A 22,761-nucleotide genomic window follows, 5' to 3' on the forward strand; every position below is an offset into this window, starting at 1 on the left:
ATGAACGCTCGCTCTCGTCATCGCACCTTCTATCTCGTCCCGATCTCGCGGGAGACCGGCCTCACCTCGATGGCCCTCGGTCTGGTCCGCGCCCTGCAGCTCGCCGGCGTGCGGGTCGGCTTCGTCAAGCCGATCGTCCAGCCGGAATCGATGATCGGCGACACCGATCTCGCCAGCCATTTCGCCCGCACCCTGTGCGGCACCACGACCCCCGACCCGATCCCCTTCGCCCATGCCGCCGAACTGGTGCGCACCGGTCAGATCGGTTCGCTGATGGAAGAAGTGGTGGCGCTGGTCGAAACGGTGCGCGCCAACCACGACGTGGTGGTGGTCGAGGGCCTGATCCCCGACGCCGACATCCAGATCGCCACCCGCCTCAACATCGGCACGATCCGCAGCCTCGGCGCCGATCTGATCCCGGTGATCGCCGGCGGTTCCCGTGACGCGACCGAACTGGCGGCGATCGCCGCCACGGCCGCCGAACAATACGGCGACGAAGGCCGGCGGCCGCTGGCCGGCGTGCTGGTCAACCACTGCGGCGACGGCGCCGGCGCCGACCTGCTGATGACCGTCGGGGCGCTCGACGTGCCGGGCACCGAGAAGCCGGTGGCGATCCTGTCGGCGGTGCCGACGGTGACGCGGGTGTCGGCGCCGCGCGTGCTCGACGTCGCGGAAGGCCTGGGGCTGGGCATCTTCCATCGCGGCGCGATCGAGACGGTGCGCGCCGAGTCGATCCTGGTCGCCGCCCGCTCGCCCGAGAAGCTGATGCGCCATCTGAAGTCGGGCACCCTGGTGGTGACCCCGTCCGACCGCAGCGACGCGATCCTGACCGCGGCGCTGGTGGCGCAGCGCGGCATGCCGCTGGCCGGCCTGGTGCTGACCTGCGGCGGGACGATGGTGCCGGAACTGGCGGCGCTGTTCGACACGCCGCCGCTCGACCGTCTGCCGATTCTGACCACCGACGACGACACCTTCACCACCGCGTCGCGTCTGTCCAACCTGTCGAGCCATGTCGGCCGCGAGGACGGCGAGCGGATGGAGCGGATGATCTCCTTCATCGCCGAGAAGGTCGACACCCGGCCGTTGCTGCGCCGGCTCGACCTGCCGGTCGAACAGTTGATGCCGCCGCCGGTGTTCCGTCACCGTCTGGTCGAGGCGGCGCGTCTCGCCGGCAAGCGCATCGTGCTGCCGGAGGGCGACGAGCCCCGCACCATCCGCGCTGCGGCGATCTGCGCGGAGAAGCGCATCGCCCATTGCGTTCTGCTCGGGGCGCCCGACCGCATCCGCGCGGTCGCCAAGGCGCACGGCATCGATCTGCCGGCCGAGGTCGAGATCGTCGACCCCGAGACCGTGCGGGGGACCTACGTCGACCCGATGGTCGAATTGCGCAAGGCCAAGGGCCTCAATGCCCTCCAGGCTCACAAGCAGCTCGAGGACACGGTGGTGCTCGGCACCATGATGCTGGCCAAGGGCGACGTCGACGGACTGGTGTCCGGCGCGGTGCACACCACCGCTTCGACGGTGCGGCCGGCACTGCAGCTGATCAAGACCGCGCCCGGCTCGTCGATCGTGTCGAGCGTGTTCTTCATGCTGATGCCCGATCAGGTGCTGGTCTACGGCGACTGCGCGATCAACCCCGACCCGACCGCCCAGGAACTGGCCGAGATCGCCATCCAGTCGGCGGATTCGGCGCGGGCCTTCGGCATCGAGCCGAAGGTGGCGATGATCTCCTATTCGACCGGCTCCTCGGGCACCGGCCTCGACGTCGACAAGGTGCGCGAAGCGACCGCCCTGGTGCGCGGCCGTCGGCCGGATCTGGTGATCGACGGGCCGATCCAGTACGACGCCGCGTCGGTGGAGAGCGTCGGCCGCCAGAAGGCGCCCGACAGCCCGCTCGACGGCCATGCCAACGTGTTCATCTTCCCCGACCTCAACACCGGCAACACCACCTACAAGGCGGTGCAGCGGTCGGCCGGGGTGGTGTCGGTCGGTCCGATGCTGCAGGGGCTGCGCAAGCCGGTCAACGACCTGTCGCGCGGCGCTCTGGTCGACGACATCGTCTATACGATCGCCCTCACGGCGATCCAGGCGGCCGCCGGCGACAAGACCGTGGCGGAACTCGATACCGCCGCCGAATGACGGGACGACCCGACGCGCGACCCCGGTCGTGCGTCGGGCCGATCTGCGGCGGTGGCCGGTTCGGGCGGGTCGATCCGTGGCGACGCCCGGTGCGGCGACGTCCGCGCAACGGCGAGGCCGGCCCGGTGCTTTGCCGTCGCACACCGCTCGGATGACCGATCCGATTGCCGAATCTGGCGATCTCGCGCCCGTTCTCGTCCTTTCCGCCGACCTTCCGGCGGTGACGGAGCCGGTCTTCGGACCCTCCGGTGCTATTTCACGCCCGACAGAATCCTCCATGTAAACAGCCGGATCGCCACTGTGCGCGATCCGGGCCGATGCTTATACTCCCGGACGATCAATCGACCGCAGTGTCGAAGAACGAGAAGCGAGGGGTGCGGTCAGTCGCATGAGCCGTCGCCGTCGGAGGGAACGGGAGCTCGGCTCCCGAGGGGAAAGGGTGCTTCGATCATGGTCAGCCCGAACATCTGAGACCGCCCACGGTGCCGTCGGCGATCTTCGGCGCATGCGCGTCGAGGCTCGATGCCGTCGGCCACGCGGACGGACTCCCGGCTCGATCGCGCCGGGTATCGATCACGAAATTCCAGAACGGACCGGACGAGACCTGCGCGGATGAGCCGCTGCGGACGAAGATCGTCCATATTCTGAAATGCGAGCGAATTCGTTCGGCGCCGCCGAACGTCCGAGCGTGAGGGGTCGTGGGAGCGCGCTTCGCGGGGCGCCTCGCCTCCTCGCAGGGGCCGGCCGATCGGTCCGGCTGCGGTTGCCGCTCCGGGGCTCAGGTCTCGGGGCGGGCGACTCGGAATCACGGTCGGGAGCTCCGACCGCAGGGGCGACGCGTCGAGCGCCGCCCGGGAACAGGATCCGGACCCGCGGCGGACGGCGGGTGGTGGGATCCGAGACCGACTGCCGTCCGTGCCGCCTCGTCCGAGACGCCCAACGCGTCCGGCGGGTGGTGATCGCCGACACCAGAACAAGACGTCAACGATGTGGAGGAAGACCATGACCAGGACCAAGCTTCTCGGCGCCGCGACCTTCGGGTTCGGCCTGCTTCTGGCGGCCGGCAGCGCCTCGGCGCTGACCATCGGCTTCTCGCAGGTCGGTTCGGAAGGTGACTGGCGGCCGGCCTTCTCCAAGGACATGAAGGACGAAGCGGCCAAGCGCAACATCGACCTCAAGTACTCCGACGCCCAGGGCAAGGAAGAGAACCAGCTCAAGGCGGTTCGTTCGTTCATCGCCCAGAAGGTCGATGCGATCATCATCGCGCCGGTGGTGGTCACCGGTTGGGACGCGGTCCTCAAGGAAGCCAAGGCCGCCAAGATCCCGGTGTTCCTGGCCGACCGCGACGTCGACTCGGATCCGTCGCTGTTCGTCACCCGCATCTCCGCCGACTTCAACCTCGAAGGTCGTCTCGCCGGCGCCTGGCTCGCACAGGCGAGCAAGGGCAAGTGCGACGTCGTCGAGCTGCAGGGCACGGTCGGTTCCGCGCCGGCGTTGCAGCGCAAGAAGGGCTTCGAGTCGGTCACCGCGCTGTTCCCGGACATCAAGATCGTCAAGTCGCAGTCGGGTGACTTCACCACCGCCGGCGGCAAGGAAGTGGCCGAGAGCTTCATCAAGGCGACCAACGGCTTCAAGGGCATCTGCGCGGTCTATGCGCACAACGACAACATGCAGCTCGGCGCCATCCAGGCGATGAAGGAAGCCGGCCTGAAGCCGGGCAAGGACGTTCTGCTGGTCTCCGTCGACGGCGTGCCGGACATGTTCCGTCTGCTCGCCGCCGGTGAGGCCAATGCCTCGGTCGAACTCAAGTCCGACATCGGCAAGAACATCTATGACGTGGTCGAAGCCTACCTGAAGGGCAAGACCGACTTCCCGAAGTGGGTGCTGATCCCGTCCGATCTGCACACCCAGGCCGACGCGGCCGCCGAGCTGGCCAAGCGCGGACTGAAGTGAGACCGAGGGCCGTGCGGGTCGGGGTTCGTCCCCGCCCGCCCGGCTCTCACGGTGCGGATCCTGCCCCTTCCGGTGTTCCTCCTCCTCGCTGCGGGGGCGCGGTCCGGGCGGCCGACGGCGACCCCCGTCGGCCGCCTGTCCGCGGACGCGCGGCGGCGTGGGGCGAGATCCGCGACGGGGCGACGCATCGACGCTCGCCGCGGACCGTTCCGCGACGTAGACTTGCGAACCACCACAGGAGCAGCGGCGCATGGACGTTCCGGCGCGGCCCCGGGTCGTCATGCGGGGCATCACCAAGACGTTTCCGGGGGTCAAGGCCCTCGACGGCGTCGATTTCACTCTGGCCCCGGGCGAGATCCATGCCCTGCTCGGCGAGAACGGTGCGGGCAAATCGACCCTGGTCAAGGTTCTGACCGGGGTTCTGGCGGCGGATGCCGGTACGGTCGAACTCGACGGCGTGCCCATCCGGGTGGCCTCACCGGCGGCGGCCCAGGATCTGGGCATCAACACCGTCTATCAGGAGGTCAATCTCGTCCCGACCCTGTCGGTGGCCGAGAACCTGATGCTCGAGCGGCAGTCGTCGCGCTTCGGGCTGATCTCCTGGCGCAAGACGCGGGAACGGGCCGAGGCGGCGCTGGCCCGCCTCAAGATCCACGTCGACGTCGGCCGGTCGCTCGGCTCCTGCTCGCTGGCGATCCAACAATTGGTGGCGATCGCCCGGGCGCTCGATCGCGACACCCGCGTCCTGGTGCTCGACGAGCCGACCGCCAGTCTCGACGCCCACGAGGTCGAAGGCCTGTTCACGGTGTTGCGCGACATCCGCGCCCGCGGCATCGCCATCGTCTTCATCACCCACTTCATCGATCAGGTCTACGCCATCGCCGACCGGATCACCGTGCTGCGCAACGGGCGCTTCGCCGGCACCGGCACGATCGCCGAAGTGCCGCGGATGCGGCTGGTCACCCTGATGCTCGGCAAGCAGATCGAGAGCCACTATGCCGAGCGGCCGACCACCGAGAGCATCGACCAGACCGGCGCGCCGGTGATCGCCGCGACCGGGCTCGGGCGGGCCCGTTGGTTGGAACCGATCGATCTCTCGGTGCGCGCCGGGGAAGTGGTCGGGCTCGCCGGCCTGCTCGGATCCGGGCGGACCGAAACGGCCAAGCTGCTGTTCGGCGCCGAACGGGCCGACAAGGGCTCGCTGGTGATCGACGGTGTCCCGGTGACCCTGCGCTCGCCCGGTCAGGCGATCCGCATGGGCTTCGGATTCTGTCCGGAAGACCGCAAGCACGAGGGGCTGATCCTCGACCTCAGCGTGCGCGAGAACCTGATCCTGGCGCTGCAGTGTCGGCGCGGATGGTGGAACCGGGTCGGTCAGGCCGAGCAGAACCGTATCGCCGCCGAAATGATCGCGGCGCTCGGCATCGCCACGCCGGACGCCGAGAAGCCGGTCGGACAATTGTCCGGCGGCAATCAGCAGAAGGTGATCCTGGCGCGCTGGCTGGCGGCCAAGCCGCGGCTGCTGATCCTCGACGAACCGACCCGCGGCATCGACATCGGCGCGCATGCCGAGATCGTCGGCCTGATTCGGCGGCTGTGCCGCGAAGGTCTGGCGCTGATCGTCGCCTCGTCGGAGCTCGAGGAGATCGTCGCCTTCAGCCATCGCGTCGCGGTGCTGCGCGATCGGCGCAAGGTGTCCGAGATCGTCGGCGCCGACATCACCCAGTCGACCATCGTGGAGGCGATCGCCAACTCATGATCCCGGTCCCCCCTCCTTCGGAACCCGCCACCAAGACGCGCCGGCCGTTGCCGGCGGTGGTGTGGCCGCTCGTCGCGCTGGCGGCGATCCTGGTCGTCGACGGCTTCATCAGCCCGTCCTTCTTTTCGATCCGCCTCGTCGAAGGGCGGCTCTACGGCAGCCTGATCGACATCGTCTATCGCGGCACGCCGATCGCACTCCTGGCGCTCGGCATGGCGATCGTCATCGGTGCCAAGGGTATCGACCTGTCGGTCGGCTCGGTGGTGGCGATCGCCGGTGCGGTGATGGCCCATTTCATCCATCTCGGCTTCGATCCGGCGGTGGTGGTGGCGGCGACGCTGGCGGTCGGCCTGCTGTGCGGCCTGTGGAACGGCTTCCTGGTGGCGGTCCTGTCGATCCAGCCGATCATCGCGACGCTGATCCTGATGGTCGCCGGTCGCGGCATCGCCCTGATGATCAACGGCGGTCGCATCCCGACCTTCCGCTCCGACTTCTTCTCGGCGCTGTCGACCGGCCGCATCTGGGTGATCCCGTCGCGGCTGTTCCTGGTGGCGCTGGTGTTCCTGGTGCTGTGGGCGGTGCTGCGGCGCACGGCCTTCGGCCTGTTCGTCGAAGCGGTCGGCGGCAATGCGTCGGCGGCGCGGCTCGCCGGCATCGGCACGCGGATGGTGACGCTGGCGACCTACGGCATCTCGGGGGTCTGTGCGGCGCTGGCCGGGATCATCATCACCGGCGACACCCGCTCGTCGGATGCGGTGACCGCGGGGATGTGGTCGGAACTCGACGCCATCCTGGCGGTGGTGCTCGGCGGGGCGTCGCTCAACGGCGGCCGCATCTTCCTCGCCACGACCCTGGTCGGGGTGCTGATCATCCAGTCGCTGACCACCTCGATCCTGATGAGCGGCCTGCCGCCGGAGTTCAATCTGGTGGTCAAGGCGGTGGTGATCCTGGCGGTTCTGCTGGTGCAGGCGCCGAAGGTACGGACGGCGGTCGGTTCGCTGGTGGCGGCCTTCCGGCCGAGGAGGACGGAACGATGAGAGAGCGACGCCTGCCGATCCTGGCGACCATCGCCGTCTTCGTCCTGCTCTATGCGCTGGGCGGCCTCCACTTCAACCACTTCCTGTCGACCGGTGTCTTCGGCAACCTGTTGACCGACAACGCCTTCGTCATCATCGCCGGGCTCGGCATGACCTTCGTCATCCTGTCCGGGGGGATCGATCTGTCGGTCGGCTCGATGATCGGCTTCGTCGGCATCGCCATGGCGACGATGGTCGCCCACGGCTGGCATCCGCTGGCGGCGATCGCCGTGCTGCTGGTGATGGGCATCGTGCTCGGCGCGCTCATGGGCTGGATCATCGACGCCTTCGAGATCCAACCGTTCATCGTGACGCTGACCGCGATGTTCCTGCTGCGCGGCCTGTGTTTCGTCATCAGCCTCGACTCGGTGCCGATCAAGCATCCCTTCGTCGAGGCCTTCTCCGACTTCCATCTGGCGCTGCCCGGGGACGGGTGGTTGTCGGGGCCGGCGCTGGTGATGCTGGCGGCGCTGGCCTTCGCGGTGGTCGTCGCCCACTTCACCCGCTTCGGCGCCAACGTCTATGCGGTCGGCGGCGATGCGGCCTCGGCGCTGCTGCTCGGCGTGCCGGTGCGGCGGACGATCGTCGGGGTCTATGCGCTCAACGGCGCCTTCGGGGTGCTGGCGGGGGCGACCTATGCCTTCTACACCTCGTCGGGCTACCCGCTGGCGGCCAGTGGCGTCGAGCTCGATGCCATCGCCGCGGTGGTGATCGGCGGCACGCTGCTCACCGGCGGCGTCGGTCTGGTGATCGGCACGGTGTTCGGCGGGCTGATCCAGGGCCTGATCCAGACGCTGATCATCTTCGACGGGTCGCTCGACAGCTGGTGGATCCGCATCGTCATCGGCGGCCTGCTGTTCGTGTTCATCGTGTTGCAGAAGCTGATCATGCGCTCGGTCACTGCGCTCGGCGCGTCGGCCGCGCCGGGCTGAGGCCGCGCGCCGTCGGCGGGCGTCCCCCCGTCCGTCGGCGACGCGCGCCGAAGAGTCGCGCGGGCGAAGGGCTTGCCGCCTCCATACAGTCCTGTATGGTCGAGATCGCGGGGTTCGCCCGCGGTCTTCGAGCGGTGACGCGATGCAGCGGTATTCGGCCTTTTCCCTGGCGCGCCGGGCGCTCGGCGGACATCGCGGCTGGGAGCCGGCGTGGCGCAAGGCGACGCTGCGCGGTGCTTACGACGTGGTGGTGATCGGCGGCGGCGGCCACGGTCTGGCGACCGCCTATTACCTCATGGCCAATCACGGGGTCGCCCGCGTCGCGGTGATCGAGAAGGGCTGGATCGGCGGCGGCAACGTCGGCCGCAACACCACGGTGTTCCGCTCCAACTACCTGCTCGAAGACAACATCCGCTTCTACGAGCACGCCCTGAAGCTGTGGGAAGGGCTGACGGAAGAGCTCGACTTCAACCTGATGGTGTCGCAGCGCGGCTGCCTGATGCTCGCGACCTCGCTCGGCGAGATGAACGCGCTGCGCCGGCGCGGCAACATGATGCGGCTCGCCGGCACCGACGCCGAGTATCTCTCCGGCGACGAGGTGCGGCGCGAAGTCCCCAACGTGGTCGGCGAGGACGACGGCCTGTGGCCGATCTACGGCGGATTGATGCAGCGCCGGGCCGGCACCATCCGCCACGATGCGGTCGCCTGGGGGCTGGCCCGCGGCGCCTCGGCGCGCGGTGCCGACATCGTCGAGAACTGCGAGGCGCTCGATTTCCTGTGGACCGGCGGGCGGATCTCCGGCGTGCGCACCACGCTCGGCGACGTCACCTGCGACAAGGTGGTGCTGGCGACCGCCGGTTCGGCGTCGCTGCTCGCCGCCAAGGCCGGATTGCGCCTGCCGATCGAGAGCCACCTGCTCCAGGCCTTCGTCACCGAAGGGCTGAAGCCGCTGGTCGACACGGTGATCGTGTGGGGCGGCCCCGGCCACTTCTACATCTCCCAGTCCGACAAGGGCGGGCTGGTGTTCGGCGGCGATCTCGACGGCTACAATTCCTACGCCCAGCGCGGCAACCTGCCGCTGGTCGAAGACGTGATCTCGGCCGGGATCGGCCTGATGCCGAACATTTCGCGGCTGCGCCTGCTGCGCCACTGGGGCGGCATCATGGACATGACCATGGACGGCAGCCCGATCATCGGGCCGGCGCCGGTCGACGGGCTGATCCTCGACGTCGGCTGGTGCTACGGCGGCTTCAAGGCGATTCCCGCCGGCGGCTGGCTGGCGGCGCACGCCGCGGCGACCGGAAGCCCCCACGAACTGGCGCCGCCCTTCGCGCTCGACCGCTTCGCCCGTGGCCGGCTCCTCGACGAGACCGGCAACGGCCCCGTGCCCAATCGCCAATGACCGTGGCGGGCCGCGCCCGCCGCTCTCGATCTCACCCAGGACGACCGACCGTGATCCTCATCTCCTGCCCCTGGTGCGGCGACCGTGATCAGACCGAGTTCGCCTATGGCGGCGACGCCACGGTGCAACGCCCGGCCCCCGACGACGCCGATCCCACGCGCTGGTTCGACTATGTCCACACCCGTGACAATCCGCGCGGAAGCCACCGCGAACTGTGGTTCCACGCCTTCGGCTGCCGGCAATGGGTCGAGGTGACCCGCGACACGGCGACCCATGCGGTCGCCGGTGCGGTGCTGGCCGGGCTGCGGGTCGGCGAAGGAGAGACGCCATGAGCGCGGGACCCCATCGCCTCGACGGGGGCGGGCTGATCGATCGCGCCCGGCCGCTCGGCTTCACCTTCGACGGGACGCCCTTCACCGGCTTCGCCGGCGACACGCTGGCCTCGGCCCTGCTCGGCGCCGGCGTCCGGGTGATCGGCCGCAGCTTCAAATACCATCGGCCGCGTGGGATTCTCACCGCCGGTTCGGAGGAGCCCAACGGTCTGGTGACGCTCGGCCACGGCGCGCGGCGCGATCCCAACGCCCGGGCGACCATGGTGGAGCTGACCCAGGGCCTCGAGGCGGCGAGCCAGAACGCCTGGCCGAGCCTCGGTTTCGATCTGATGTCCTTCGTGACAGGGCCGTTCGGGCGCTTCCTGCCGGCCGGCTTCTATTACAAGACCTTCAAATGGCCGGCGTCGTGGTGGGAGCCGGTCTATGAGCGGATCATCCGCGCCGCCGCCGGGCTCGGGGCCGCGCCGCAAGGTACCGATCCCGATCGCTACGAGCGGATCTTCGGCCATACCGACGTGTTGGTGGTCGGCGCCGGCGCCGCCGGGCTCGCCGCGGCGCAGGCGGCGGGCGAAGCCGGGCTGAGCGTCACGCTGGTCGACGAGGGCGATCGGGTCGGCGGGGCGATCCTGGCGGAGAGCGGTCTCGTCGACGGCGCCGCGCCGGCCGATCGGGTCGCCGCGGCGCTCGCCCGGCTCGCCGGGCTCGGCGTCCGCGTGCTCACCCGCACCACCGCCTTCGGGCTCTACGACGGCGGCTCGGTCGGACTGGTCGAGCGCGTCGCACCGGGGTCGGTGGAAGCCGCGCGGGAGATCCTTCATGTCCTGCGCACCCGGGCGATCGTGTTGGCGACCGGGGCGATCGAACAGCCGCTGGTGTTCGCCGACAACGATCGTCCCGGCCATTTCACCGCCGGGGCGGCGCGGCTCTACCTCAACCGCTTCGGCGTGGCGGTCGGGCGGCGGATCGTCGTCGCCACCGCGACCGACGCGGCCTATGCCACGGCCTTCGATCTGGTCGCGGTGGGGCTCGATGTGCCGGTGATCGCCGATCGCCGGGTCACGCCGCCGACCGATCTGGTGGCGCGGGCCCGCGATCTCGGCATCGACGTGCGGCCGGCGACGGCGATCCACGGCACGCGCGGTCGTTCGGCGGTCGCCGGGGCCGAGATCGGTCCGGTGTTCGGGGCGCCGTCGACGATCGAATGCGATGCGATCGTGACCTCGGGCGGCTTCGCCCCGGCGATCCATCTCGCCGCGCAGGGCCGCGAGCGGCCGGTGTGGGATCCCGAAACCGCGTCGTTCCGTCTCGCGGACTCGGCGGGACCGGTGTTCGTCGCCGGCGCCGCCGACGGTCGCGGCACGCTCGCCGCGGCGCAGGCCGACGGCCGGGCGGTCGGCGAACGGGTCGCCGCCGTCCTCGGGCGCACCACCGCCCGCGCTCCGGCCGAGCGCCCCGCGCCGATCGCCGCGGTGCCGCCGCCGGCGCCGCCCTCGGGCGAGGATCACGCCTTCCTCGACTTCCAGAACGACGTGAAGGTCTCCGACGTGGCGCTCGCGGCGCGCGAGGGCTACGTCTCGGTCGAGCACATGAAGCGCTACACCACGCTCGGCATGGCGATCGACCAGGGCAAGACCGGCGCCGTCGCGGCGATCGATCGGCTCGCCTCGGCCCGGGGCCTGCCGATCGACGAGGTCGGCACCACGCTCTATCGCCCGCCCTATACGCCGGTGACGCTCGGGGCGCTGGCCGGGCGCCAGGTCGGGCTGCATCTGCGGCCGACCGCGCTGGTGCCCCTGCACGCGATCCACCGCGACCGCGGCGCGGTGTTCATCCGCACCGGGGCTTGGCTCCGGCCGCATTTCTATCCGCGCGGCGACGAGGGCATCGTCGCGGCGGCGCTGCGCGAAGCGCAATACGTGCGCGAGGGGGTCGGCGTCTGCGACGTCTCGACCCTCGGCAAGGTCTTCGTCGAAGGCCCCGACGCGGCAGTCTTCCTCGAACGGCTCTATGCGGTGCGGATTGCCAGTCTGAAGCCGGGGCGGGCGCGTTACGGCGTGATGCTGCGCGACGACGGCCATGCCTTCGACGACGGCATCGTCTGCCGGATCGATGCTTCGCGCTTCTACCTCACCACCACCACCGCCAAGGCCGGCGAGATCGAGGCGCTGTTCGCCAAGCGCCTGCAGATCGATTGGCCCGAGCTCGAAGTGGCGGTGACCTGGGCGACCGAGACCTTCGCGGCGCTGGCGGTGACCGGACCGCGGGCGCGCGAGGTCGTCGCCGGGCTGGTCGCCGAGGGCCTCGACGTCTCGGACGCCGCCCTGCCGCACATGAGCCACCGCCTCGCGACGACCCGCGGCGGCATCGGCTTCCGGCTGCTCCGGGTGTCGTTCACCGGCGAGCGCGGCTACGAGTTGCACGTCCCGGCGGAGCGGGCGACGGCGCTGTTCGCCGAGCTCGAAGCGGCGGGAAAGCCGCAGGGGCTAGAACTCTTCGGGCTCGAGGCGCTCGACGTGTTGCGGCTGGAGAAGGGCTATCCGGCCGGCGCCGAGATCGACGGCCGCACCACGCTCGCCGACCTCGGCCTCGACCGCTTCGCCAAGCCCGGCAGCGGCCATGCCGGGGCGGTGCTGGCGCGGCGCGAAGGCCTCGCCGATCCGCTGCGGCCGGCGATGGTCGGGCTCGTCGCCGCCGATCCGACGCAGAGCTTCTCGGCCGGGGCCCATCTCGTCGCGAGCGCCGATGCGCGGGCGCCCGGGCGTTCGCTCGGCTGGATCACCTCGGTCGGCGCCAGCCCGATGCTCGGGCGAACGATCGGCCTCGGCTTCCTCGCCGACGGCCGGGCGCGGATCGGCGGGCGAATCTTCGCGGCCGACCCTCTGGCCGGCCGCCATGTCGAACTGGTCGTCGGAGCCCCGGTGTTCCACGATCCGGAAGGAGACCGTGTCCGTGGCTGACGTCCTCACCGATCGCCATCCGTTGCCGCCGCTCGACGGCGACGATCTCGCACTGCGGCCGTGGAGTCCGGCCCGGATCCTCTCGGCCACCGCCTGGAGCGAGGAGTCGCTCGCCCGCCTGGTCGCGGCGCTCGGGGTGGAGCGTCCGAACGACGGGCGCCGAGCCCAAGCCGCGCCGCAGGGTCGGGTGTGGTGGACCGCGCCGCGGAGGGCGCTGGTGATCGCCGAGACTTCGGACGCGCCGAGTCTCGGCGAGGGCGAGGGCTGGGTGATGCAGGCCGAAACCGGGGCGCATGTCGGGTTCCGGGTTGCGGGGGGCACGGCGCGGCGGCTGCTGGCGCGGTTGGTGCCGATCGATCTCGCCGAGGCGGTGTTTCCGATCGACGCCTTTGCCACCACCCGCGCCGACGGGGTGTTGGTCCATGTCCAGCGGCGCATCGCCGAGGCGGCGCCGGAGGGCGACGGCTTCGATCTGATGGTGGCGCGCAGCCAGGGGCGGTTCTTCGCCGAGATTCTGGTCGACGCCGCGACCGCCTTCGGCGTCACGGTGCCGGACGAGATGCGCCGGGGCACCGCGGCGCGGCGCCTGTCGTCGCGCGAGGTGTTCGGGCCGTCCCGCTGAGGCGGCCGGTCTCGATCGGACGAACAAGGCCGGAGCGTCGGGCGACGATCCGGCCTTTTCCGTCGATGGTGTGTCGCCCCCCGCCGGCGCGCGGCGAGGGGCGGCGAGGATCACGGCGCGATCGGCGCGTACTTGCCTTCGTGCCACTTGTTGATGTCGTAGCTCGGGTCCTTGATGTCGCCCTTCTTGTCGAGAGCGATCGAGCCGAGCACGGTCTCGAAGGGCTTGCCGTCCTTCAGGGCGGCGGCGACCTTGCCGGCGTTGTCGGCGCCGGCGCGCTTGACGCCTTCGGCGATCGCCTCGACCACGGCATAGCTGAACAGGGTGAAGCCTTCCGGCTCGAACTTCTGTTCCTTGAACTTGGCCAGCGCCGCGACCGCATTGGGCGAGCGGCGCGGATCGGTCGGGAAGGTGAACAGCGTGCCTTCGCCGGCCGGTCCCGAAATCGACCAGAACTCGGCGGTGGCGAGGCTGTCGCCCATGATCAGGGTGAACTTGTAGCCGGCATCCGACGCCTGACGCAGGATCAGGCCGGCCTCGGCATGGTAGCCGCCGAAGTAGACGACGTCGGCGCCGGCGGCCTTCAGCTTGGAGACGACCGCCGAATAGTCCTTCTCACCGGGGGTGATGCCCTCGAAGAAGATGTCCTTGAGGCCGGCGGCGTTGGCGGTCTCCTTGACCACGGTGGCCAGGCCCTTGCCATAGGCGCCCTTGTCGTGGATGACCACGAACTTCTTGCCGGCATAGGTTTTGGCGATCCACGGACCGATGAACGCGCCCTGCGCGTCGTCGCGGCCATAGAGGCGCAGGATGGTCGGATAGCCCTTTTCGGTGAGCACCGGGTTCGACGAGGCCGGGGTGGCCATCAACACCGAATTCTCGTTGTAGACGTCGGCGGCGGCGATCGAGGCGCCGGAGCAGGCGTGGCCGGCGACGTACTTCACTTGGTTGCCGACGATCCGGTTGGCGACGGTGACCGCCTGTTTCGGGTCGCACTGATCGTCCTCGATGACGATCTTGATCTTCTTGCCGGCGACACCGCCCTTGTCGTTGATCACCGCCGCGGCGGCTTCGGCACCGCGCTTCTGCTGTTCGCCGATCGAGGCGAGCGCCCCGGTCATCGGACCGACGACGGCGATGGTGATGTCCTGGGCGACGACGGGCGTCGCGACCAGGGCGAGGGCGAGGCCCAGCCAAGTTCCCTTGATCTCGTAGTTCATGAGTTCCACTCCCTGAGGCGTCCGGACCGCCGTGCGGTCACGGCGCGAGCCGTCGCCGAGTTCGAAAGGACGTGGGACCGCTCGGGCGAACCTTCCTCGACGTCGGGGCGGGCCAAGATACACAAGCGTATGGAACCTCGGCAAGCGCGGCGGGCCCCGTCTAAAGCCGGTCAGCAGTTGTGCGGATCGTCGTCGGCGGGCATGTCGACCCCGGTCAGCACCCGGAAATAGGTCGGCAGCAGGCGGCGCCGGAGATCGTCGGGTTCGGCGATGCGCAGCGCGTAGTAGCCGACCTGATGGTAGTAGACGATGCGGGCGCGCACTTCGGCCTCGATCGCCGAACAGCCGAGTTCGGCGAACAGGGTGGCGAGCCCGGCGATGCGGGCGCCGTCGACGGCGCGCACCGCCGCATCGACCGCGGCGCTGCCGCGCGCCCAGTCGCGCACCGCCGCGTCGTGGTCGGGATCGTAGCGGGCGGTATCGAGCCAGACCTCGAAATAGGCCAGGAGCCGGCGTTCGGGGCGACCCCGAACCTCCGCGACGACGCGGGCGAAGGGCGCCAGCGCGCAGTCGCGCCAGTCGTCGAGGAGGGCGTCGAGGAGATCGTCGCGGGCGGCGAAGTGCCAATAGAAGCTGCCCCGCGTCACCGCCAATCGGCGGGCGAGGGCGTCGATCTTGATCTCGCCGACCCCTTTGTCGACGAGGACGCGGCGGGCCTCGTCGATCCAGGCGCGGCGGGTGAGGGCGGGGCGGGAGGACTCTGCGGACGAGGACACCGAGGGGAAGATCTCCGTGGGCGATCGGTCGCGTCGCCGGGGTGACGGCGGGCCGGGAGCGCGCCGTCACCGGCGCCACACCGGGTCCGACCCCGGCCGGGCGCCGACTCCGACAACCGGCGCGACGATATCAGACGCGGCCGCCCGTCGCGCCTTCGGTCGGCTCCGCGATGCGTCGGTTCGGGCGCCGATCGTCCTCACGAAAACGTGATCTGTGCCCGAGTGATCGGGTTGAGCTACGCTACGTAGCAACACGTAACGAGCGGATCAAAACGTTTGCGACGGTCGCTCGCTCCGGTCGTTTCCCGCCTTCGGACTCCCGTCCCGACTCGCCGCTCCGATTGTTTTGCCGTTTCCCCGGCGGCCCGCCGTCCGCTTTCGCTCCATCCCCGCCGCAGCGGGTCCCCGTCGATCCCTTCCAGACGCGAGGTAGCGATGATCTCGACCCCGACCGCATCCGGCTCTCCGATCGTCACCTTGCCGGCGGTCGCCGGCGTCGGCCTCAACCCCGCCCATGTCGCCGAGATCCTGGCCGGCGGTACCCCGGTCGGTTTCTTCGAGGTCCTTGCGGAAAACTATATGGGGGCGGGCGGGCCGCCGCACCGGCGGCTGACGGCGATCCGCGAGCGGTTTCCGCTGTCGGTGCACGGGGTCGGCCTGTCGATCGGGGGCGCGGAGCCGCTCGATCGCGATCATCTCGCGCGGCTCGCCTGTCTGGTGGCGCGCTACCAGCCGGCGGCGGTGTCGGAACATCTCGGCTGGTCGAGCCACGACGGCCGACATCTCGGCGAACCCTTGCCGCTGCCCTACACCGAGGAGACGCTGGCGCGGGTGGTCGAGCGCGTCGACGAGGTGCAGACGGCGCTCGGTCGGCCGATTCTGCTCGAGAACCCGGCGTCCTATCTGCGCTTCGCGGCGAGCACGATTCCGGAGGTCGACTTCCTGGCGGCGGTGGCCGAACGCTCGGGCTGCGGCCTGCTGCTCGACGTCGCCAATCTCGACGTCTCGGCGACCAACCTCGGCTTCGATGCGGCGGCGGCGATCGACGCCTTCCCGATGCGCCACGTCGGCGAGATCCATCTCGCCGGGCGGTTCGAGACGGTCGACGAGGCCGGCCAGCCGCTGTTCGTCGCCGCCCACGACGGGCCGGTGCCGGAATCGGTGTGGAGCCTGTGGGAGCGGGCGCTGGCGCGGTCGGGGCCGATCCCGACGGTGATCGAATGGGACGCCGAGCTGCCGGGCTGGACGATCGTGGCGGCCGAGGCGGCGCGCGCCGAGCGGCGCCTCGCCGCCCTGCGCCGCGCCCGGGGGACCGCCGATGCCGCCGCATGAGATCCAGGCGGCCTTCGCGGCGGCGCTGATCGATACCGAGCGACCGCCGCCCGAAGGGCTGATCGGCCGCGACGGCGGACCGGTGGCGCGACGCTTCGCGGTTCATCGCGCGGCGCGGCTCGCCGGCCTGATCGGCGCGCTCGAGGTCCGCCATCCGGTGGTGGCGCGGCTGGTCGGCGACGCCTTCTTCACCGCGATGGCCCAGGCCTTCGTCGCCGCCCATCCGCCGGCCTCGCCGCTGCTCCTCGCCTGGGGCGACGATTTGCCGGCGTTCCTCGGGCGCTTCCGGCCGTCGGCGCGGATCCCCTATCTCGCCGACGTGGCGCGGCTGGAATCGGCCTGGGCGCGCGCCCATCACGCCGCCGAGGCGGTCGCCCTGACGCCCGCCGCCCTCGACGCGCTCGCCCCGCCGGACCGGCAGGCCGCGACGATCGTCGCCCATCCGTCGGTCGGTCTGGTGGCCTCGGACCATCCGGTGGTGTCGATCTGGCTCGCCCATCGCCGCGACGGCGATCCCCAGCCGCCGGCGGCCTGGGTCGGGGAAGCGGCCCTGGTGGTGCGGCCGGAGGCCGAGGTGCGGGTCCATCGCCTGACGCCGGGGGCGCACGCGCTCGCCGCCGCCCTGCTCGCCGGGGCGAGCGTCGCGGCGGCGACGGCGGCCGCGAAGGCCGCGGACGAGAGCTGCGACGCCGACGCGGCGCTGGCCGACCTGGTGCAGTTCGGGGCGGTGACCGGGTTCACCTCGGCCGACCCCGCCGATCGGCGGCTTTGACAGGGCGCCGGCGGTCTGGTCGACTGGCCGCGCCCTTCACCGACCGCGACGGATTCCATGGCCGACCCGACGCCCAACCCTTGCGCCGCCGACCGCCCGCCGCCGAGCCTCGCCGAGGCGACGCGGGTGTGGGCGCGAATCGGCTGCCTCGGGTTCGGCGGACCGGCCGGCCAGATCGCCCTGATGCACCAGGAGGTGGTCGAGGAGCGCGGCTGGGTCGACGAGGACCGATTTCTCCATGCCCTCAATTTCTGCATGTTGCTGCCGGGGCCTGAGGCGCAGCAGCTGGCGACCTATCTCGGCTGGCTGATGCACGGCACGCGCGGCGGCCTGATCGCCGGCGGGCTGTTCGTGCTGCCGGGCTTCGTGCTGCTGACCACCCTGTCGGTGCTCTATGTCGAGTTCCGGTCGACCTCCTGGCTCTCCGGCCAGTTCTTCGGGCTCAAGGCGGCGGTGTTGGCGATCGTCGTGCAGGCGGTGATCAAGGTCGGGCGACGGGCGTTGAAGACGCCGCGGGCGCTGGTCCTGGCGATCGCCGCCTTTCTCGCCCTCGCGGTGTTCGCGGTGCCCTTCCCTGTCGTGGTGCTGGTCGCCGGGGCGATCGGCGCGGTGCTCGGCGGCGAGGGCGCGGCAGTGCCGGCGGCGCCACGGTCGGAGGCGGGCGGGTTCGGACGGGCGGGGCGGGTGATCGCCGTATGGGGCGGCGTCTGGCTCGTGCCGATCGTCGCGGTGGCGGTGATCTTCGGCGCCGACAGCCGGTTTCTGGCACTCGCGACCTATTTCTCGCAGATGGCGGTGGTGACCTTCGGCGGCGCCTATGCGGTGCTGGCGGCGGTCGCCCAGCACGTGGTGGCGGTCGACGGCTGGCTGACCCCGGGCGAGATGCTCGACGGTCTGGCGCTCGCCGAGACGACGCCGGGGCCGCTGATCCTGGTCTTGACCTGGGTCGGGTTCCTCGCCGGCTTCCGAGCGCCGGGGGCCTTGCCGCCGCTGGTCGGTGGGCTCCTCGGGGCGGTGGTCACCACCTGGGTGACCTTCGCGCCGTGCTTCCTGTGGATCTTCCTCGGCGCCCCCCATGTCGAGCGGCTGCGCGCCAACCGCTGGTTCTCCGCCGCCTCGGCGGCGATCGGCGCGGCGGTGGTCGGGGTGATCGCCGATCTCGCCCTGTGGTTCGCGCTGCACGTGCTGTTCGGTGCGGTCGGCACTTGGCAGGTCGGGCCGGTGCGGCTGGCGGTGCCGGTGGCGGCGAGTTTCGATCCGCGCGCCGCGGTGGTGGCGGCGCTGGCCGCGGCCGCGCTGTTCGGGCTGCGGTTCGGCGTGGCGCGCACGCTGGCCGTGGCGGCGGTGGTCGGCTGGGGTCTGGCGGCCTGGGGGTGAGGGGCCCGAAACTATGGTCGAAGGCGGCTTTCCCGCCCCCGTTGACCTGAATCAAGCCTTTGCCCGACGGCAGGATTAAACCGATGCGATCCACGGCGACGCCAAGTCGCCGGGCAGGGAGGCGAGGCGATGACGGGCAGAGTGGTGAAGCGCATCGGCGTGGTCGGTGCGGGGACGATCGGCGCGAGCTGGGCGGCCTATTTCCTGGCGCGCGGGCTCGACGTGGTGGCGACCGATCCGGCGCCGGGGTCGCGCGAGCGGATCCTGGAGATGGTCCATCGCTTCTGGCCGGTGCTCGAGGCGATGGGGCTCGATGCCGGCGCCTCCCTCGACCGCCTGACCATCACCCCCGACGGGGCGCTCGATCTCGACGGCGTCGACTTCGTGCAGGAGAGCGGGCCGGAACGCGAAGACCTCAAGATCGATCTGTTCCGCCGCCTCGACGCGGTGCTGCCGGCCGACGTGGTGATCGCCTCGAGCTCGTCGGGGCTGAAGATCTCCAACGTCCAGAGCGCCTGCGCCCATCCCGAGCGCTGCCTGATCGGCCATCCGTTCAACCCGCCGCACATCATCCCGCTGGTCGAGGTGGTGGCCGGGCGCCAGACCGGCGACGCGGCGATGCAGGCGGCGATCGACTTCTACCGGGCGATCGGCAAGCACCCGATCCGCCTCAACAAGGAGGTCACCGGCCACGTCGCCAACCGTCTGCAGGGCGCGGTGTGGCGCGAGGCGCTGCATCTGGTGCTGACCGGGGTGGCCAGTGCGGCGGACGTCGACGACGCGATGTCCTACGGGCCGGGCATGCGCTGGGCGCTGATGGGGCCGTCGCTGACCTTCCATCTCGGCGGCGGCGAGGGCGGCATCGGCGCCTTCCTGAAGCATCTCGGCGGGCCGGTGCAGAGCTGGTGGGACGATCTCGGCCATCCCGACCTGACCCCGGAGACCATTGCGCTGGTCGAGGCGGCGATCCTCGAGGAGGTCGCCGGGCGCTCGACCGCGGAACTGGCGGCGCGGCGCGACAAGTTCCTGCTCGGGCTGATGCGGCTCAAGGCCGAACTGTGACCGGCGCGACGCCGCTCAGGCGCGGCGGCGGGGATCGGCGCCGGGCGGCGTGAGCCGCCGGTCGGCGTCGGCCGAAGGCGCGAGGCGGGCGAGAAGGTGGTCGCCGAGCGCGGTGCGGGCGGCGACCGTGGTCAGCGAGTGGTCGGCGTCGGCGATCCGGACGATCTCGAGTCCCGACAGGTCGGCGACCCGTTCGCCGCCGGGTCCGCAATGGTGTTCGAATTCCTCGACCGCCCGGTCGCCGTCGGAGAGCACCACCGAGACGGCGAGGCCGCGGCGCGCGAAGTCGCGGAAGCGCCGCTCGACGAGCCCGTCGCTGCGCCCGAGCAGCACCCGCCGTAGGCCGGCGAGGATCGGCCGGGCGAGGCTGCGGGCCGGAGCCAGGAGGCGGGCGAGGGCGCCGAGGGGCGGCGCATCTTCGGGCCCGGAGGCGGCGCGGACCTCGGCCTCGAACTCGTGGGGACGAGCGGTCATCCAGGCGGAGAGATGGACCGCATAGGCCGCCGCCCAGACGAAGCACAGGGTGTTGACCAGCACCAGCCCGGCGATGCGCGGGTCGGGGTCGGCGGCGGCGTGGAACGCCTGATGGGCGCCGGAACAGGCGCCGATCAGGGTGATGCGGCGGTAGCCGCGACGCTCCATCTCGTCGAGGGCGGCGAAGACGTCGGTGCGGCCGTCGCCGTGGTAGAGCGCGGTGCGCGGCGTCGCCGGGCGGGCCGGGCTGTCGCCGATGCCGGCGAAATCGAAGCGCAGCACCGCCACCCCGGCGGCGGCGAGGCGGCGCGACTGGTCGACGGTCTGGCGGGCCCAGCCGATGTGGTGGTTGCGTCCGGAATTCATCCAGATCGCCGCATGGTCGGGCGATCCGCCGTCGGCCGGGCGGCACAGGATGCCGATCAGGCCGTCGGCGAAGACCAGCGCCTCCTCCGTCCAACCGTCGCCGTGCAGCACCGGCGGGGCGAGCGGCGCTCGGCGCGGCGCGGCGACCGGCATCGGCAGGCCGGGCCGCACCAGACGATCGACCACCCGCCGGAGGGTGGCGAGCGGCGGCTCCGAGGCGGTCGGATCGCACATCATCCGGGCATAGCCCTCGAAGGGCTCGCAGTCGACGTGGGCGCCGGTCGCCGCCAGACGCTCGACCAAGCGGGCGGTGGCGGGCGAGTCGGCTTCGCCGACCACCAGGACGTCGGCGGCCGGGCAATGGTCGAGGGCTTCGAGATCGATCGCCCGCAGCCCCGCCAGGGTGGCGGCGGAGAGGCGGAATCCGGCGATGTCGACGTCGCCGGGGGCGAGGGTCGGATCGATCGGGGCACCGGTCAGGCGGGCGAGGATGGTCAGTTCGCGGGCATGGGCGCGGCCGCCGTTGGGCGGGGCGAGCAGCACCAGCCGTTCGACGGGGGCCTCTCGGCGGGTGGCGGCGGCGGCGATCAGCGCGCCGAGGCGGAAGCCGACCAGCACCACTTCGCGCACCCCGACGACCCGGCGCATCCAGTCGACGGCGCGGCCGACGTCGTCGATCCAGGCGGCGACGCGGTCGGCTTCGGGCGGCAGATCGAGGGAATCGCCGGTGTCGCGCCAGTCGAAGCGCAGGGCCGGCAGGCCGGCGGCGGCGCAGGCGTCGGCGAAGCCGGTGAGGGCGGGCCGCGCGCAGAGGTCCTCGTAGCCGAAGGCGCCGGCGATCACCACGCCGCGGCGCCCGGCGGCGGGATGGAACCAGGCGGCGGCGTCGCCGAGGGCGACCGGGCGCGGCAGGCGCCGGGTGCCGGCCGGCGCGGGCTGAGCGGCGGCTGGCACGGTCGCGGGGCGGAAACGGCGCAGCGCCGCGGGAAGCGGGAGGAACAACGACGCGGCGGAGGCGAAGAGGGCCGAGCGGATCATGGCGTGCCCTCGCTGCGGGCGGAGGCCGGCCGCGACGGGCGGGCGGTCGCGGGGAGCGGGGCGAGCGGCAGCAGGGCGGCGAGGGTCGCCGTATCGAGGCGCCCGTCGGCGTTGACGAAGCCGAAGCCGTCGCGGAATTCCCAATGGGTCCAGCCCAGGCAATGGCGCTCGGCGGCGGCGGTGACCGCGGCGAGCCAGGCCCGGCGCTCGGCCGGCGCGGCGGCGCCGCGGTAGACGCCGAATTCGCCGATCACCACCGGACGCGAGCGCGCCCGGCTCCAGTCCGCCAAGCGCGCCATGTGGCGCTCGATGTCGTCGAGGCCGAAGGTCACGGCGCGCAGGCTGTCGAGATAGGTCGCGACCTCGCCGGCGCCGCCGGCTCGGGCGGTGGCGGCGAGCGCGGCGAGGCGGCGATCGTCGCCGCGGAAGGGGAAGGGCACGCCCTTCAACTCGGCGATCGGATCGGGCCGCATCCAGTCGGCGCCCTGGTGGGTGAAGACCATCGGATCGTAATAGTGCACCGCCCAGACCGTCGCCGGGTCGGGCAGCGGGGTCGATGCGGCGAGGCGCTCGACCCGCTGCGGACCGCCGGTCGACAGGATCAGCGTCGTGGACGGCATCACCCGGCGCGCTGCGGCGACGATCTCGGCCTGCATGCGGGCCCAGGTGGCATCGTCGAGCGGCGGTTCGTTGAGGATCTCGGCGAAGACGCGACCGGCCGGGCGGGCAGCGAGGATCGGCCCGAGCTCGGTCCAGATGGCGATCACCGCCCGTTCGGCGGCGGAAGCATCGGTGCGGAACAGGGTCTCCAGGGCGTCGCCGCCGTGCAGATCGACGACCACCGCGAAGTCGAGGGCGAGCAGCCGGTCGATCGCCGCGGCGACCGCCCGGCGGGTGCGGGCGACGTCGGCGGCCGGTGTGAAGCGCGGCGACAGGGTCTCGGCGCGGACCGGCAGGCGCACATGGGTCATGCCGCGGGCGCGCAGGTCGGCGAGCATGCGGGCCTCGGGTGGGCGCGCGGGGACGTCGTCGAACCAGCCGGTGAGCGAGAAGCCGCGCGCCAGCGGATCCCCCGGCGCCACCGGACAGTCGGGGGTCGCGGCGGCGACCGGCCCGGCGAAGAGGGCGGCGGCGAGGATCACGGTGCGGGCGACGGCGGCGTGGTCCATGCG

General features: G+C 71.5%; 17 protein-coding genes. 13 read left to right on the plus strand and 4 right to left on the minus strand.

Annotated elements, in window-relative coordinates; all coding sequences use genetic code 11:
- The 9 genes from pta (at position 1) to EYW49_RS08675 (ending at position 13,172) form a co-directional block, all read left to right on the plus strand.
- Complete coding sequence (gene pta, locus EYW49_RS08635; RefSeq protein ID WP_131308278.1) at positions 1 to 2,139, plus strand: phosphate acetyltransferase; 2,139 nt, start codon at positions 1 to 3, stop codon at positions 2,137 to 2,139.
- A 1,002-nt stretch (positions 2,140 to 3,141) separates the two neighbouring features.
- Entirely contained in the window at positions 3,142 to 4,092 is a 951-nt protein-coding gene (locus EYW49_RS08640; protein ID WP_131308281.1) for an ABC transporter substrate-binding protein, read from the plus strand.
- A gap of 250 nt (positions 4,093 to 4,342) precedes the next feature.
- Positions 4,343 to 5,851, plus strand: a complete 1,509-nt coding sequence (locus tag EYW49_RS08645) for a sugar ABC transporter ATP-binding protein (RefSeq protein ID WP_131308284.1) — start codon at positions 4,343 to 4,345, stop codon at positions 5,849 to 5,851.
- Positions 5,848 to 6,888: an ABC transporter permease gene (locus EYW49_RS08650; RefSeq protein ID WP_131308287.1), complete on the plus strand. Its 1,041-nt coding sequence runs from the start codon at positions 5,848 to 5,850 to the stop codon at positions 6,886 to 6,888. Before EYW49_RS08645 ends, EYW49_RS08650 begins: the two co-directional genes overlap by 4 nt.
- The gene (gene yjfF / locus EYW49_RS08655; protein WP_131308290.1) at positions 6,885 to 7,859 is read left to right on the plus strand and encodes a galactofuranose ABC transporter, permease protein YjfF; all 975 of its coding nucleotides are present in this window, start codon (positions 6,885 to 6,887) and stop codon (positions 7,857 to 7,859) included. The genes EYW49_RS08650 and yjfF overlap by 4 nt, the downstream gene beginning before the upstream one ends.
- 142 nt (positions 7,860 to 8,001) lie before the next feature.
- On the plus strand, positions 8,002 to 9,261 hold the full coding sequence (locus EYW49_RS08660) for a sarcosine oxidase subunit beta family protein (protein WP_131308293.1): 1,260 nt from the start codon (positions 8,002 to 8,004) through the stop codon (positions 9,259 to 9,261).
- 50 nt (positions 9,262 to 9,311) lie between these two features.
- A complete protein-coding gene (locus EYW49_RS08665; protein ID WP_407695468.1) occupies positions 9,312 to 9,593 on the plus strand; it encodes a sarcosine oxidase subunit delta in 282 nt (93 codons plus the stop codon).
- Complete coding sequence (locus EYW49_RS08670; protein WP_165498185.1) at positions 9,590 to 12,550, plus strand: 2Fe-2S iron-sulfur cluster-binding protein; 2,961 nt, start codon at positions 9,590 to 9,592, stop codon at positions 12,548 to 12,550. The genes EYW49_RS08665 and EYW49_RS08670 overlap by 4 nt, the downstream gene beginning before the upstream one ends.
- Positions 12,543 to 13,172: an aminomethyltransferase family protein gene (locus tag EYW49_RS08675; RefSeq protein ID WP_165498186.1), complete on the plus strand. Its 630-nt coding sequence runs from the start codon at positions 12,543 to 12,545 to the stop codon at positions 13,170 to 13,172. The genes EYW49_RS08670 and EYW49_RS08675 overlap by 8 nt, the downstream gene beginning before the upstream one ends.
- 110 nt (positions 13,173 to 13,282) lie before the next feature.
- On the opposite strand, the gene EYW49_RS08680 is transcribed toward EYW49_RS08675, so the two are convergent.
- Together EYW49_RS08680 and EYW49_RS08685 are read right to left on the minus strand one after the other, a co-directional pair.
- Positions 13,283 to 14,392 (minus strand): branched-chain amino acid ABC transporter substrate-binding protein, encoded by a 1,110-nt coding sequence (locus EYW49_RS08680; protein WP_131308304.1) that lies wholly within the window; start codon positions 14,390 to 14,392, stop codon positions 13,283 to 13,285.
- Between the two features lie 170 nt (positions 14,393 to 14,562).
- The gene (locus EYW49_RS08685) at positions 14,563 to 15,168 is read right to left on the minus strand and encodes a TetR/AcrR family transcriptional regulator (RefSeq protein WP_165498188.1); all 606 of its coding nucleotides are present in this window, start codon (positions 15,166 to 15,168) and stop codon (positions 14,563 to 14,565) included.
- 435 nt (positions 15,169 to 15,603) lie between these two features.
- Between EYW49_RS08685 and bufB the strand changes: the two genes are divergently transcribed.
- The 4 genes from bufB to EYW49_RS08705 all read left to right on the plus strand — a co-directional run bounded on the left by bufB (position 15,604) and on the right by EYW49_RS08705 (position 19,711).
- A complete protein-coding gene (gene bufB, locus EYW49_RS08690) occupies positions 15,604 to 16,500 on the plus strand; it encodes an MNIO family bufferin maturase (RefSeq protein WP_131308310.1) in 897 nt (298 codons plus the stop codon).
- Complete coding sequence (locus EYW49_RS08695; RefSeq protein ID WP_131308313.1) at positions 16,487 to 17,272, plus strand: HvfC/BufC N-terminal domain-containing protein; 786 nt, start codon at positions 16,487 to 16,489, stop codon at positions 17,270 to 17,272. The genes bufB and EYW49_RS08695 overlap by 14 nt, the downstream gene beginning before the upstream one ends.
- A 57-nt stretch (positions 17,273 to 17,329) precedes the next feature.
- Positions 17,330 to 18,649 (plus strand): chromate efflux transporter, encoded by a 1,320-nt coding sequence (gene chrA, locus EYW49_RS08700; RefSeq protein WP_131308316.1) that lies wholly within the window; start codon positions 17,330 to 17,332, stop codon positions 18,647 to 18,649.
- A gap of 129 nt (positions 18,650 to 18,778) precedes the next feature.
- The gene (locus EYW49_RS08705) at positions 18,779 to 19,711 is read left to right on the plus strand and encodes a 3-hydroxyacyl-CoA dehydrogenase NAD-binding domain-containing protein (protein ID WP_131308319.1); all 933 of its coding nucleotides are present in this window, start codon (positions 18,779 to 18,781) and stop codon (positions 19,709 to 19,711) included.
- Positions 19,712 to 19,726: 15 nt separating this feature from the next.
- Here the strand turns inward: EYW49_RS08705 and EYW49_RS08710 are convergent, their stop codons facing one another.
- Both EYW49_RS08710 and EYW49_RS08715 read right to left on the minus strand, forming a co-directional pair.
- On the minus strand, positions 19,727 to 21,589 hold the full coding sequence (locus EYW49_RS08710) for an alpha/beta fold hydrolase (RefSeq protein WP_131308322.1): 1,863 nt from the start codon (positions 21,587 to 21,589) through the stop codon (positions 19,727 to 19,729).
- Positions 21,586 to 22,758 (minus strand): glycoside hydrolase family 5 protein, encoded by a 1,173-nt coding sequence (locus EYW49_RS08715; protein WP_131308325.1) that lies wholly within the window; start codon positions 22,756 to 22,758, stop codon positions 21,586 to 21,588. Before EYW49_RS08715 ends, EYW49_RS08710 begins: the two co-directional genes overlap by 4 nt.
- Positions 22,759 to 22,761: the final 3 nt, after the last annotated feature.

The sequence above is a fragment of the Siculibacillus lacustris genome (assembly GCF_004328075.1).
GTDB lineage: Bacteria > Pseudomonadota > Alphaproteobacteria > Rhizobiales > Ancalomicrobiaceae > Siculibacillus > Siculibacillus lacustris.